Below are 13,643 nucleotides of genomic sequence, written 5' to 3'. Positions count from 1 at the left end.
ACCTTGACTTGCCGCTGCGGTCAGCGCAAAGCCACCGCATGATGGCGAGCAAGCCCATAGCATCGACGGTGACCGGCCCGGCCGTATCGGCGCTGCTGCCGGCGCTGTTGTCGCGGCCCTATCCGGCCGTGATGGGCATCCTGAACGTGACGCCGGACTCGTTCTCCGACGGCGGCCAGTTCGCCGCACCCGAAGAGGCGCTGGCGCAGGCCCGCAAACTGGTCGCCGAGGGCGCCGATATCATCGACATTGGCGCGGAATCCACCCGTCCCTACGGCTCGCAGCCGATCACCGCCGAGGCCGAGATGGCGCGGCTGAAGCCCGTGCTTGCCGACGTGATCGCGCTTGGCGTGCCGGTCTCGATCGACAGCATGAAATCGGAGGTCGTGGCCTGGGCGCTCGACCAGGGCGCTGTCATCGCCAACGACGTCTGGGGCCTGCAGCGCGATGCCGGCATGGCGCCGCTGGTCGCCGCACGCGGCGTGCCCGTGATTATCATGCACAATCGCGAGCAGGCCGATCCGGCGATCGACATCATGCAGGACATCGCCGCCTTCTTCGAGCGCTCACTCGCGATCGCCGCAACCGCCGGCATTTCGCCCGACCGGATCGTGCTCGATCCCGGCATCGGCTTCGGCAAGACCCCGGAGCAGAGCATGATCGCGCTGGCGCGGCTTGCCGAGCTCGACGCGTTCCACCTGCCGCTGCTGGTCGGCGCCTCGCGCAAGCGCTTCATCAGCACGGTCGCGCCGTCGGAGCCGCAACAGCGGATCGGCGGCTCGATCGCGGCGCATCTGATCGCCGCGCAGAATGGCGCCCGTATCATCCGCGCGCATGACGTCGCCGAAACCGTTCAGGCGCTGCGCGTGGCCGCAGCAATCGAGGGACAGCAATGACCGATACGATCTTCATCACCGGGATCGTCATCCATGCCCGTCATGGCGTGATGGAACATGAAACGGAGGTCGGGCAGCGCTTCGTCATCGATCTCGAGCTCTATACCGACCTCTCGGAATCCTCGCGCACCGACCGCCTTTCAGATACGGTCTCCTATTCCAACGTGGTGGCGACCGCGACATCGGCATTCAAGAACACCAACTACAAGCTGCTGGAGCGCGCCGCCGGCGCGGTGGCCGAGGACATCCTGGCGAGCTTCCCGCGCATCCGGGCGGTCAAGGTCACGGTGCACAAGCCGCACGCGCCGATCGCCGCGATCTTCGACGATGTCGGCGTCGTGCTGACCCGCTCGCGCCATCAACCGCCCCAGGGTTGAACGCAGATGGCTGACGTCCTGATCGCCCTCGGCGGCAATGTCGGCGACGTCCGCACCACGTTTCGCAAGGCGATCGCCAATATCTGCGGCATGACCCAGGCCGCGCTTATCGCACGCTCGTCGGATTATTCGACGCCGCCCTGGGGCGAGCAGCAGCAGGACAGCTTCATCAACGCCTGCATCGAGATCGAGACCAGTCTCGATCCGCATGCGCTGCTGTTCACGCTGCACAAGATCGAAGCCAAATTCGGCCGCGACCGTGCCAATGAGCAGCGCTGGGGGCCGCGCACCCTCGACCTCGACCTGATCGCCTATGACGACGTCACACTGAACAAGCCGGAACTGACGCTGCCGCACCCGCGTTTGTTCGAACGCGCCTTCGTCTTGGTGCCGCTCGCCGAGATCGTTCCTGACCGCGTCATCGCCGGGCGCCGCGTCGCCGATGCGCTGGCGAAGGTCTCTACAGACGGTATTTTCCGTCTAGCGGACCTCGATTAAAGCGAAACCACCGCAAACAACCGTTTGGCTTGGCCGCCCGCCCGTGGCAATTTCCGGCCAAATCAAGGGGCCCCGCGCGGGGCCGGTGAAGGACGATTTGGGCGGATGACGACCTCGACTGACGATTTGGCTCTGGCTTCGGATTTTCGACCTGCGACCTATGACGACTGGCGCAAGCTGGTCGACGGCGTGCTGAAGGGCGCCCCGTTCGAGAAGCTGGTCGGCAAGACCTATGACGGCCTGAAGATCGATCCGATCTACCGCCGCGCCGCCAATTCAAGCCCGCTTGCCGGCCGCGCCGCCGCTGCACCCTGGCAGATCCTGCAGCGGGTCGATCATCCCGATGCCGCACAGGCCAATGCGCAAGCGCTGCAGGATCTTGAGAACGGGGCGACCGGCCTCGAATTCGAGTTCGCCGGGGGTCCCGGTGCGCGCGGCTTCGGTCTTGCCGACGCCAGCAAGAAGACGCTGGCGCGCGCCTGCGGCGGCGTCCATCTCGATGCCGGCATCATGATCGCGCTCAATCCGGTGATCGGCCGCGAGAACGCCGGCGAGACCTTTGCCGACATGGTCGAGGCCCGCAAGCTCGACCCGGCCAAGCTCGATCTGCATTTCAATTACCAGGCGCTCAGCACCATGGCCGTGCGCGGTGCTGCGGCCATCGCCTGGCCCGACTACGAAAAGTCGTTCGGCCAGGTCGTCAATGGCCTCATCAAGCGCGGCTTCAAGGGGCCGTTCGTGCTGGCCGACGGCCGGCCGGTCCATGATGCCGGCGGCTCCGAGGTGCAGGAACTCGCGTTCACGCTCGCGCTTGGCCTCGCCTATCTGCGCATGCTGGAGGGCGCCGGCATCGAGCTCGACGCGGCGCGCGCGGCGATCTCGTTCCGCCTCAGCGCCGACGCCGACCAGTTCCTGACGATGGCGAAATTTCGCGCGCTGCGGCTGCTGTGGGCACGTGTCGAGCAAGCCTGCGGACTTGCGCCGAAGCCGATCTTCGTCAACGCGCAAACCGCCTGGCGGATGCTGACCCAGCGCGATCCCAATGTGAACATGCTGCGCGCGACGATCGCGACCTTTGCGGCCGGGCTCGGCGGCGCCAATGCGATCACAGTGCTGCCGCACACGCTGGCGCTCGGCCTGCCTGATGACTTCGCCCGGCGCGTGGCGCGCAACACGCAACTCGTGCTGCTCGATGAGTCCAACCTCGCCAAGGTCTCCGATCCCGCGGCCGGCGCCGGCGGCATCGAGACGCTGACCTCGCAGCTCTGCGAGGCGGCGTGGACGCTGTTCCAGGAGATCGAGAAGGCCGGCGGCATCTTCGCCGCACTCGAGCAGGGACTGCTGCAAAACAAGGTCACCGCGACGCGATTGCTGCGCGAGACCAATGTGGCGAAGCGCCGCGACGTGCTGACCGGCGCCAGCGAATTTCCGGATCTGCGCGAGGCCGCCCCCGCGGTGCTGGATGTGAAACCATCAGCGCCGGCGTCCCTCGCCGGCGCCAAGGTGAAGTTCGACGCCCTCGCGCCGATGCGGCTTGCCGAACCGTTCGAGGCGCTGCGCGACAAGTCGGATGCCGCGCTGAAGGCGCATGGCGCACGGCCGAAGATATTCCTGGCCAATCTCGGCACCGCCGCGGACTTCACGGCCCGCGCGACCTTCGCCAAGAGTTTCTTCGAAACCGGCGGGATCGAGGCTATCGACAGCGAGGGTTTTGCCGACGCGGCGGCGCTGGCCGCGGCCTACAAGGCCTCGGGCGCTACGCTGGCGTGCATTTGTTCCTCAGATAAGGTCTATGCCGCCAGCGCCAGTGAGGCCGCCAGGGCCCTTCAAGGCGCCGGTGCAAGGCATATCTATCTGGCAGGGCGGCCCGGCGACCAGGAAGCGGCGCTGCGGGCGGCCGGCATCGGCGAGTTCGTCTTCGCCGGCGGTGATGCGCTGGCGACATTGCGCGACGCCTATCGGCGGATGGAGCAGACATGAGCGCAGAGGCACCATCGACACCCGTTCTGACCGGCGGCTGCCAGTGCGGCGCCGTCCGATTTGCCGTCTCGGCGGCACCGACCCGGATCAGCATCTGCCACTGCCGGATGTGCCAGAAAGCGTCCGGGGCGCCATTTGCCTCTTTCGCCGACATCGATCGCAACGACTTCAGATGGACCCGCGGCAAGCCCGCCGCGTTCAGATCCTCCTCGATCGCCGAGCGCGACTTCTGCGCCGCCTGCGGAACGCCCCTGAGCTTCCGCCGCATCGACGGGCCCCGCATCGAGATCATGACCGGCGCCTTCGACCGGCCCGACCGGGTGATACCGACGCAACAATTCGGAACCGAGTCCCGCCACGGCTGGGTGGTCGGCATCGCCAACCTGCCGAGCCAGACCACGATGCAGAATTACGGACCGGACAAGATGGCGACCATCGTCAGCCATCAGCATCCGGACCACGATTGAGTTAGAAGCTACAGCGATTGATCGAACGCAATCGCCAGTTTGAGGAAGCCCAGGGATGACCCGCATTCCCAATTTCGCCGATGTCGCCTTCCAGCCCGTGGCCAGTACGGCCCCGGCTGCGAGCGCCGAGCCGTGGCTGACGCCCGAGGGCATCCCGGTGAAATCCGTCTACGGCGAGGCCGATCTCGAAGGCATCGACTTCCTCGAGACCTGGCCGGGCATCGCGCCCTATCTGCGCGGCCCCTACCCGACCATGTATGTCAACCAGCCCTGGACCATCCGGCAATATGCCGGCTTCTCCACGGCAGAGGACTCCAACGCGTTCTATCGCCGTAACCTCGCGGCCGGACAGAAGGGCCTGTCGGTCGCCTTCGACCTCGCCACCCATCGCGGCTATGACTCGGATCATCCGCGCGTCTCCGGCGACGTCGGCATGGCCGGCGTTGCGATCGATTCCATCTACGACATGCGCACGCTGTTCGCCGGCATCCCGCTCGACCAGATGAGCGTGTCGATGACCATGAACGGCGCGGTGCTGCCGATCCTCGCGCTGTTCGTCGCGGCTGCCGAGGAACAGGGCGTGCCGCCGGAGAAACTGTCGGGCACCATTCAGAACGACATTCTGAAAGAGTTCATGGTGCGCAACACCTACATCTATCCACCTAGCCCCTCGATGCGGATCATCTCCGACATCTTCGCCTACACCTCGCAGCGGATGCCGAAATACAATTCCATTTCCATTTCCGGCTACCACATGCAGGAAGCCGGCGCGACGCAGGACCTCGAGCTCGCCTATACCTTGGCCGACGGCGTCGAATATCTGCGCGCCGGGCTTGCCGCGGGCCTCGACGTCGATCGTTTTGCCCCCCGCCTCTCTTTCTTCTGGGCGATCGGCATGAACTTCTTCATGGAAGTCGCCAAGATGCGCGCCGCGCGGCTGTTATGGGCCAAGCTGCTCCAGCAGTTCAACCCGAAGGATCCGCGCTCGCTGTCGCTGCGCACGCATTGTCAGACCTCGGGCTGGTCGCTGACCGCGCAGGACGTCTTCAACAACGTGATGCGCACCACGATCGAAGCGATGGCGGCGACGCAAGGCCACACCCAGTCGCTGCACACCAACGCGCTCGACGAGGCCCTGGCGCTGCCGACCGACTTCTCCGCGCGCATCGCCCGCAACACCCAGCTGTTCCTGCAGCAGGAGAGCGGCACCAACCGCATCATCGATCCCTGGGGCGGCTCCTATTATGTCGAGCGGCTGACCCGCGATCTCGCGCAGAAGGCCTGGGGGCACATCCAGGAGGTCGAGGCACTCGGCGGCATGGCCAAGGCGATCGAGGCCGGCGTGCCGAAGCTCAGGATCGAGGAAGCCTCCGCCAAGACCCAGGCGCGGATCGATGCCGGCCGCCAGGCGGTGATCGGCGTCAACAAGTTCAAGCCCGAGAACGAGAAGCCGATCGACGTCTTGAAGGTGGAGAACTCCACCGTGCGTCGGCTGCAGATCGACAAGCTGGCGCGGCTCAAGAAGGAGCGCAACCAGAAGGACGTCGATGCGGCGCTCGCCGCGCTTACCCGCTCGGCGGGCGAAGGCAACGGCAATTTGCTGGCGCTGGCGATCGACGCCGCTCGCGCCAAAGCCACCGTCGGCGAAATTTCGGACGCCATGGAAAAGGTGTTCGGCCGCCACCGCGCCGAGATCAAGTCCATCACCGGCGTCTACAAGCGAGAGGCAGCGGCGATGTCCAACAAGGTCGAAAAAGTGCAGGCCCTGATCGATGCGTTCGAGGAGGCCGAAGGCCGCCGCCCGCGCATCCTGGTGGCGAAAATCGGCCAGGACGGCCATGACCGCGGCCAGAAGGTGATCGCATCGGCGTTCGCCGATGTCGGCTTCGACGTCGATATCGGACCGCTGTTCGCAACCGCCGACGAAGCTGCGCGGCAAGCGGTCGAGAACGACGTCCACATTCTCGGCGTCTCCTCGCTCGCCGCGGCACATCTCACCGCGGTGCCCGAACTGAAGGCCGCGCTGAAGAAACACGGCCGCGACGACATCATGATCATCATCGGCGGCGTGGTGCCGCCGCAGGATTACGACGCGCTGTATGCCGCCGGCGCCGAGGCGATCTTCCCGCCGGGCACGGTGATCTCGGATGCCGCCGAGGAGCTGATCCACAAGCTCAACGCCCGGCTCGGCCATAGCGCGGCGGCGGAATGAGCGAGTACGGCCGCCCGTGGAATTCCCGCGAGACGACCGAGCACTATCGGAGATGGTTTCCGGTTTTTGTCAACCATCCAGTCTTTGACACGGTTGGATTCAAGGAAGAAGCAATCGGACTTTCCAAGCACGCTACCTTGAGCTTGAAGAAGAAGGTCCTTGCGGCAGCTATTGCGGACAAACTCGGGATTTCGCTGAACTATGCCGAGAAGCGGTACGTGGGCGACAAAGAGATCGCACCGCCTCGCGAGGTTGGATTGAGCCACAGGATCGATCGGACCTTCGAGAGGGGGTATTCGAACTTCTGCCTGTATATCGAAGCTCTCATGGAGAATTTCGATTCTTCATCATCCACGTTGGATGATCTTGCCAACCAATTTTTTTATCGCAACGTTGCTGGCTTCGATGCAGCAAAGACGCTTGCAGAACTCGGATATGTGAGCGTGCTGCGCGATGACTACATGGACACCCACGGCGCGCATCCGAACTCCGACGTCAACACCATCCTGTGGGACACCACCGCGAAGAAGCGCATCAGCATCCGCCCGTTCTTCACCGAGACCGCAGACAACGGCCCAACCCTGACGGCGATGCGCAAGGCGGTCATCGCCGCGCTCAACGCCGAGAAGAAGCGGCGCGATGCCGGCGAGACCGCAACCGCCGAGTGGTACAAGGAGATGAAGCCGACCCTGCTCAAGATCGGCGCCGTGACGCTGGCGCCGTCGACCGAAGCGGGCAAGAGCTCCGGCCTCACCTTCCACTACCCGCCCTATGCCGTCGGCCCCTACGCCGAGGGCCAATACGTGATCTTCGTGCCGTGGGAGACGCTGAAACCCTATCTGACACCGGAAGGCGCAAAGATCTTCGCCGGCGCACGGCCGAAGGGCGATGCGGACGAGCAGCAATAGTTCGTAGCCCGCATGAGCGAAGCGATATGCGGGGCCGGTTTCCCCTGACATCGCGGAGCCTGTCATCGGGCGCGCGTTCGCGCGACCCGTTGGCTCACCCGGGCTACGGGTGTCTGCACGATTTCTGGATAATGGAAGAATGCCGCTGAGTTGCCCGACGTGTCAAGTAGCCTTGTCGCACGTTGTCAGTAGCTCGTGATCTGTCGCCTGTTTGTAGCTCGTGAAGTGTCGTGTTTTCGGTGCTCCGGAACAAGGGGGGCGCGATGGGCACGGCATCCATTCACGAGGGTGTACGACGGATGCGGTTTTCAGATTTGCTGGATCGGACGGAGGCGAAGGAACTGACGCAGGAGGCAGCATCGGAGGTTCTTGGGATCAGTGTTCGGACGTTTCAACGCTGGGCGGAGCGCTATGAGGCGGAGGGCGACGACGGGCTTGTCGACCGCCGGCTGGGGCGTCGTTCGCCACGGCGGGCGCCGGAGGAGGAGCTGGAACGGATGCTTGCGCTGTACCGGGACAAGTACGCGGACTTCACGGTGAAGCACTTCCACGAGCAGATGCAAAAGCGGCACGACTATGTGCTGGGCTATACGGTGACGAAGCTGGCGCTGCACGCGGCGGGGCTGGTGCGGAAGGCTCCGAAGCGTTCGGCGCACCGCAAGAAGCGGCCGCGGCGGCCGCTTCGGGGCATGCTGCTGCACCAGGACGGATCGCGCCACGTTTGGATCGAAGGCCTGCCCGCGAGGGACCTGATCGTCACGATGGACGATGCGACCAGCGAGATCTACTCGATGGTGCTGGTCGAGGAAGAAGGAACGGCCTCGACCTTCCAGGCCTTGCGCGAAGTGATTGGCGAGCATGGCCTGTTCTGCGCGCTCTACACCGACCGCGGCAGCCATTATTTCCTGACCCCAAAAGCTGGCGAGAAGATCTCGAAGACGCAACAAACCCAGGTGGGACGGGCTTTGTCGCATCTTGGGATCGAGCATATCGCAGCCTATTCGCCGCAGGCGCGCGGGTGCTCCGAGCGGGTGTTCGGCACCTTGCAGGATCGGCTGCCGAAGGAGCTGCGGCTTGCCGGGATCACGACGGTTGAGGCTGCCAACGCGTGGCTGAAGGCGCATTACATCCCCCGGCACAACGCCGCGTTTGCGATCAAGCCCGAACAGGAAGGCACGGCATTCGTGGCCGATCGGCATGAGGCCTGGCGCGAGGCGCTGTGCGTGATCGAGGAGCGAACCGTCGCCAACGACAATACCGTTGCATGGAACGGTCGGCGGCTGCAATTGCCGGAGAGCCGGCTCAGACCTCACTTCGTCAAGGCCTTGGTGCGGCTCCATGAGTATCCCGATGGCACCGTCAGCGTGTTCCTTGGACCGCATCGATTGGCGAGGTTTGCGCCTGACGGACAGCAGATCAGCCCCGACGCGCTTCAGCCTGGCGGCGTGCTCGGAGCCATCAAGGACAAGCCCTGGCGGGCGCGCAAGCGCGCGTCCTTGACCGCTCCTGCGCGCGCCGCCGTCGAGAAAGCGCGGGTCGGGACGGAGAAACGGGCTTCAAGTCGAACAAAGAAACTCACCTACAGGGCTAAAACCGCCACAACAGCCGTGGCATGATCAATCAGGGAAAGCCGTCCCCGCCTTCCGGCTCCCCTGCAAATCAGAAACGAAGGCGACAGATCACGAGCTACAAAAACACGACATCTTCACCCGCTACGGACAGTAGCCTTGTCGCACGTGCCTTGTCGCACGCCGGCTGCCAGCCGCCGGCTCCTTTGCATGGGGTTGTTTTCGACATTTTGGCAGTGCGCCCCTGCGACGTGCCGATCCGCGTTCCCCTCGCCTGCCATGGCCAGCCGTTGTAAACCAACACCATGACCTCACCGAAGCCTGCCGCTCCCGACATCCGCGCCCTCGCCAAGGACCTCCGTGCCGGCCACCGTGCCGCGCTGGCGCGGGCGATCACACTGGTCGAGAGCCGGCGCAGCGACCACCAGGCGGCGGCGCGCGAGCTGGTGCAGGCGCTATTGCCCGACACCGGCAAGGCGGTGCGGGTCGGCATCACCGGCTCGCCCGGCGTCGGCAAATCGACCACCATCGATGCGCTCGGCATGTTCCTGATCGAGCGCGGCCACAAGGTCGCGGTGCTGGCGGTCGATCCCTCCTCGGCGCGCACCGGCGGCTCGATCCTCGGCGATAAGACCCGGATGGCGCGGCTCGCCGTCTCCGACCAGGCCTTTATCCGTCCCTCGCCCTCCTCGGGTACGCTCGGCGGTGTCGCGGCGAAGACCCGCGAGGCGATGCTGCTGTGCGAGGCGGCCGGCTTCGACGTCGTGCTGGTCGAGACCGTCGGCATCGGCCAGTCCGAGACCGCGGTCTGCGATATGACCGATTTCTTCTTGGCCTTGATGCTGCCCGGTGCCGGCGACGAGCTGCAGGGCATAAAAAAGGGCCTTGTTGAGCTCGCCGACATGATCGCGATCAACAAGGCCGACGGCGACAACCTCAAGCGCGCCAACCTCGCCGCCGCCGACTATCGCAGCGCGCTGCACATCCTGGCGCCGCGCTCCGAGCATTGGCATCCGCCGGTGGAGACCTATTCCGCGCTGACCGGCGCCGGGCTCGACCGGCTCTGGCAGAAGATCCTCGACCACCGTACCGCGATGAACGCCTCGGGCGAGTTCGCCGGCCGCCGCCGGGAGCAGCAGGTGAAGTGGATGTGGTCGATGCTGGAGAGCCGGATGATGGCGCGGCTGCGCTCGGATGCCGCGATCCGCGCCAAAGTGAAGAAGATGGAGGCCGAGGTCGCCGGTGGCCGCATCTCGCCCGCGGTCGCCGCCGAACAGATCGCGGAGATCCTGCATTGAGCGGCAGGCTGCGCATCCTCGTCACCGGCTTCGGGCCGTTTCCGGGTGCGCCGTTCAACCCGACCATGCCGTTGGTGAAGCGGCTGACCGCCCTGCGCCGCCCGGCCTTCGACGACGTCGCGCTGTCGAGCCACATCTTCGACGTCACCTACGCGGCCGTCGATCGCGAATTGCCGGAGCTGATCGCAGAACACCGCCCGCAGGCGCTCTTGATGTTCGGCCTCGCCGGCCGCACCGACTATCTGCGGATCGAAAGCCGTGCCCGCAACGCGGTGACCACGCGCTTCCCCGACGCCGGCCGCCAGCATGCACGCAAGGGATCGATTGAGGGCGGCGCCGATGCGCGCATGTTCGGGCCTCATACTGAAAAATTACTGCGCGCCGCGCTGGCGACCGGGATCGACGCGCGAGCCTCGCGCGACGCCGGCAGCTATCTCTGCAACTATCTGAGCTGGCGCGCGATCGAGGCCGTCAACGGCGACAATGACTTGCGCCTCGCGCAATTCGTCCACGTCCCGCCGCTCGCCCATGACGGCACGGCTGCACCCGGCAAATCATCGATCACGCTGGAAGCGCTCGTCGATGCCGGCGAGGCCATGCTGATGGAACTGGTGAAACTGACCCGGCAGGCCTCGCGCGCGTGAGCGCGCGGATCGGGCGGTGTAAGTACACGTCCCTAGTTGGCATCCTCCAACTCACGCGTACGCAAGCTGCGCATCATTTCAATGAACTCAGGCTCCGCAGGATCGATCTTGCGGAATCTGTAAGGCTCGAACCCAATCATCGGAGGAGGTAGCGCGACGCCCGCTAGCCCGACGGTCAGACTCCCCGTCCAGGTCGTCCCGATGAAATTGACACGGTAGATGCGCCCCTTGTGCAGCAGATGATGGATGGGCACTACCGGCCCAATGGCTCCTTTCTTCGGGCCATTGTCGATGCAGACAACCAGGTCTCCTACGTCAAACACCGGTCTCTCCTCTCAAGCCAGCGGGCGAGCAATACTCCAGACGCGTCAACCGTAGACCCCGGCAAATACTAAAATTGGATCGAATGACGAGGTCTGCAACGGGTTGAATTCAGTGTCGTCGGCCGGGACCCATAACCACGAAAGATCATCGTCGCTGCGATGATGAGTCGCGTTCACAACACAAGCCGCGGCGTATGGGTCCCGGTCTTCGCCGGGGCGGCCTGGGAAGGAGTCGTGGGCCCGCATTCTCCCCGGTGTCAGGCCCGCGAAGGCGGGGCATCCAGTACGCCGCGGCCTCTCGATTCAAGCACCGGCGGCTCTGGAATTCTAGATTACCCGCATGCGCGGGTGACGACACCGAGGAACGCCTGTTTGACACGTGAATCGGTTGCACCCGCGATTAACCCTACCGCCAACAATCGCCCCGCTGCGTCGGCGTGTTCACCATGCCGCGCCGCCTTTCGCGCTACCACTCGACCCGCGAACGTCACCGCTCGCGAATGTTGCGAGGGCCTTGCCCATGGACGTCAACCGCCGCCATCTGATCGGAGTAACCGCCGCCGGCGCAGCCGGCGCGCTTGCGATGTCGCCGGACGCCGCGCGTGCCGCCGCGCCATCGACCGGCTCGCTCGGCCGCGACGTCACGCAATATGGCGTGCACCCCGGCAGCCCGGACGACCAGACCCGCAATCTGCAGCGCGCGATCGACGACGCCGCGCGGGCGCAGGTGCCGCTGGCGTTCCCGCCCGGCGTCTACCGCACCGGCCTGTTGCGGCTTGCGCCCGGCAGCCAGCTAATCGGCGTGCGCGGCGCCAGCCGGCTGGTGTTCAACGGCGGCGCCTCGCTGCTGGAGGGCGAAGGCGCCGGCGGCGTCGTCCTGATGGGCCTCACCTTCGACGGCGGCAACGTCCCGCTGCCGAACCGGCGCGGCCTCGTGCACTGCCTATCGGGCCGCGACATCCGCATCACCGATTGCCGGTTCACCGGCAGCGGCGGCAACGGCATCTGGTTCGAGCAGATGTCGGGCGACGTCAGCAACAACGTCTTCACCGAGATCGCGACCACGGCGCTGGTGTCGTTCGACGCGCTGGGCCTGATGGTGTCGCGCAACACCATTAAGGGCACCAACGACAACGGCATCGAGATCCTGCGCACCGCGATCGGCGACGACGGCTCGATCGTCGCAGACAACCGCATCGAGGACATCAAGGCCGGCCCCGGGGGCTCCGGGCAGTACGGCAACGCCATCAACGCCTTCCGCGCCGGCAACGTGATCGTGCGCGGCAACCGCATCAAGAACTGCGACTTCTCGGCGGTGCGCGGCAATTCGGCCTCCAACATCCACATCACCGACAACAGCGTCAGCAATGTCCGCGAGGTCGCGCTCTATTCGGAGTTCTCGTTCGAGGCCGCGGTGATCGCCAACAACACCGTCGACGGCGCGGCGATCGGCGTCTCCGTGTGCAATTTCAACGAGGGCGGCCGCATTGCGGTGGTCCAGGGCAACATCATCCGCAACCTGCTGCCGAAGCGCCCTGCAGGCACCGACCCGAACGACGGCGCCGGCATCGGCATCTATGTCGAGGCCGACAGCACCGTGACCGGCAATGTGATCGAGAACGCGCCGACCTTCGGCATCGCCGCCGGCTGGGGCAAGTACCTGCGCGATGTCGCAATATCAGGCAACGTGGTCCGCAACGCCTTCGTCGGCATCGGCGTCTCGGTAGTGCCGGGCGCCGGCACCGCGCTGATCAACAACAACATGATCTCGGAAACCCCGCGCGGCGCGGTGGTCGGGCTCGACCATGCCCGCCCAATCACGCCGGATCTGTCGGCAGGCGGCGCCCAGCAATATGCGCAGCTCGTGGTCGGCGCGAACGCGGTGCGGCGCTAGATCCGGAAAAGGGCGAAGCGGTTTTTCCTCGCGACAAGCACGGAGATCACGCTCAAAAAATAAGCGAGAGCGGTCGCCTACAGCGTGTTGCGCAGCAGTGGATAGCGCCGCTGGATGGTGTCGAGATCGAGCACCGGCGGCGGCATGACCGGCGGCATCTCCAGCGGCGGCGCGTCGGCGACCGTGGGCGGCTGCTCCAGCACCTCGGCCGCCGTTTCCAGCGCGGCCGCGACCGCTTTCATCGCCGCCTCGGCCTGGACCGCAGCCTCCGGCCGGCGCGCGGGCGGCGGCGAGATGGCGGCCGGCGGCAGTTTCGACCTGCCGCGACCGAGCCAGGACAGATCGATCGGCGAATTGTCGAGCGAGGCTTCGCGGGTCAGCAATTCGCGCCAGATGTCGACCGCGGCGCGGGCTTCCCTGATGTTCTCGAGAAAGGCCTGCTCGCTGTGATAGCGCCGCCAGCGCCCGGTATCGAACAGTTCGGTAAGGTGCTCCAGCCTTTGCTCGGCGAGGTTGCACCAGCGTGCAACGATCTCCTGGCCTCTGGCCACGTCGGTCCGATGTGTCATTCAAATTGC

At 65.5% G+C, this 13,643-nt stretch carries 13 protein-coding genes; 11 read left to right on the top strand and 2 right to left on the bottom strand.

The window, feature by feature from the left end; translation table 11 throughout:
- Window positions 1–41 precede the first annotated feature (41 nt).
- The 10 genes from folP (at window position 42) to ACVI1L_RS27735 (ending at window position 10,848) form a co-directional block, all read left to right on the top strand.
- Complete coding sequence (gene folP, locus ACVI1L_RS27780) at window positions 42–896, top strand: dihydropteroate synthase (protein ID WP_433994787.1); 855 nt, start codon at window positions 42–44, stop codon at window positions 894–896.
- A complete protein-coding gene (folB, locus tag ACVI1L_RS27775) occupies window positions 893–1,273 on the top strand; it encodes a dihydroneopterin aldolase (protein ID WP_016842351.1) in 381 nt (126 codons plus the stop codon). The genes folP and folB overlap by 4 nt, the downstream gene beginning before the upstream one ends.
- A 6-nt stretch (window positions 1,274–1,279) precedes the next feature.
- Window positions 1,280–1,771, top strand: coding sequence for a 2-amino-4-hydroxy-6-hydroxymethyldihydropteridine diphosphokinase (gene folK, locus ACVI1L_RS27770; protein ID WP_028331647.1), 492 nt, complete (start codon window positions 1,280–1,282; stop codon window positions 1,769–1,771).
- Window positions 1,772–1,876: 105 nt separating this feature from the next.
- Complete coding sequence (locus tag ACVI1L_RS27765; protein WP_316394567.1) at window positions 1,877–3,751, top strand: methylmalonyl-CoA mutase family protein; 1,875 nt, start codon at window positions 1,877–1,879, stop codon at window positions 3,749–3,751.
- Entirely contained in the window at window positions 3,748–4,218 is a 471-nt protein-coding gene (locus ACVI1L_RS27760) for a GFA family protein (RefSeq protein ID WP_057015646.1), read from the top strand. Before ACVI1L_RS27765 ends, ACVI1L_RS27760 begins: the two co-directional genes overlap by 4 nt.
- 55 nt (window positions 4,219–4,273) lie before the next feature.
- Window positions 4,274–6,430, top strand: coding sequence for a methylmalonyl-CoA mutase (gene scpA / locus ACVI1L_RS27755; protein ID WP_057015647.1), 2,157 nt, complete (start codon window positions 4,274–4,276; stop codon window positions 6,428–6,430).
- Window positions 6,427–7,338 carry an RsiV family protein gene (locus tag ACVI1L_RS27750; RefSeq protein WP_456784347.1) on the top strand — a complete coding sequence of 304 codons (912 nt, stop codon included), beginning with the start codon at window positions 6,427–6,429 and terminating at the stop codon, window positions 7,336–7,338. The genes scpA and ACVI1L_RS27750 overlap by 4 nt, the downstream gene beginning before the upstream one ends.
- A 299-nt stretch (window positions 7,339–7,637) precedes the next feature.
- Window positions 7,638–8,954: an ISNCY family transposase gene (locus tag ACVI1L_RS27745; RefSeq protein WP_456784346.1), complete on the top strand. Its 1,317-nt coding sequence runs from the start codon at window positions 7,638–7,640 to the stop codon at window positions 8,952–8,954.
- Between the two features lie 257 nt (window positions 8,955–9,211).
- Window positions 9,212–10,204: a methylmalonyl Co-A mutase-associated GTPase MeaB gene (meaB, locus tag ACVI1L_RS27740; RefSeq protein ID WP_057015650.1), complete on the top strand. Its 993-nt coding sequence runs from the start codon at window positions 9,212–9,214 to the stop codon at window positions 10,202–10,204.
- On the top strand, window positions 10,201–10,848 hold the full coding sequence (locus tag ACVI1L_RS27735) for a pyroglutamyl-peptidase I (RefSeq protein ID WP_229192050.1): 648 nt from the start codon (window positions 10,201–10,203) through the stop codon (window positions 10,846–10,848). The genes meaB and ACVI1L_RS27735 overlap by 4 nt, the downstream gene beginning before the upstream one ends.
- A gap of 32 nt (window positions 10,849–10,880) precedes the next feature.
- Here the strand turns inward: ACVI1L_RS27735 and ACVI1L_RS27730 are convergent, their stop codons facing one another.
- Complete coding sequence (locus ACVI1L_RS27730; RefSeq protein ID WP_057015652.1) at window positions 10,881–11,171, bottom strand: hypothetical protein; 291 nt, start codon at window positions 11,169–11,171, stop codon at window positions 10,881–10,883.
- Between the two features lie 520 nt (window positions 11,172–11,691).
- Between ACVI1L_RS27730 and ACVI1L_RS27725 the strand changes: the two genes are divergently transcribed.
- A complete protein-coding gene (locus ACVI1L_RS27725; RefSeq protein ID WP_141339551.1) occupies window positions 11,692–13,065 on the top strand; it encodes a TIGR03808 family TAT-translocated repetitive protein in 1,374 nt (457 codons plus the stop codon).
- A 77-nt stretch (window positions 13,066–13,142) separates the two neighbouring features.
- Here ACVI1L_RS27725 and ACVI1L_RS27720 read toward each other — a convergent pair whose 3' ends face one another.
- Window positions 13,143–13,634, bottom strand: a complete 492-nt coding sequence (locus tag ACVI1L_RS27720) for a TIGR03809 family protein (RefSeq protein ID WP_456784345.1) — start codon at window positions 13,632–13,634, stop codon at window positions 13,143–13,145.
- Between the last annotated feature and the right edge of the window lie 9 nt (window positions 13,635–13,643).

This window comes from Bradyrhizobium sp. USDA 4516 (genome assembly GCF_054055915.1).
Note: the sequence above shows the minus strand (reverse complement) of the source record. Positions and strands in the feature narration are given on the sequence as shown.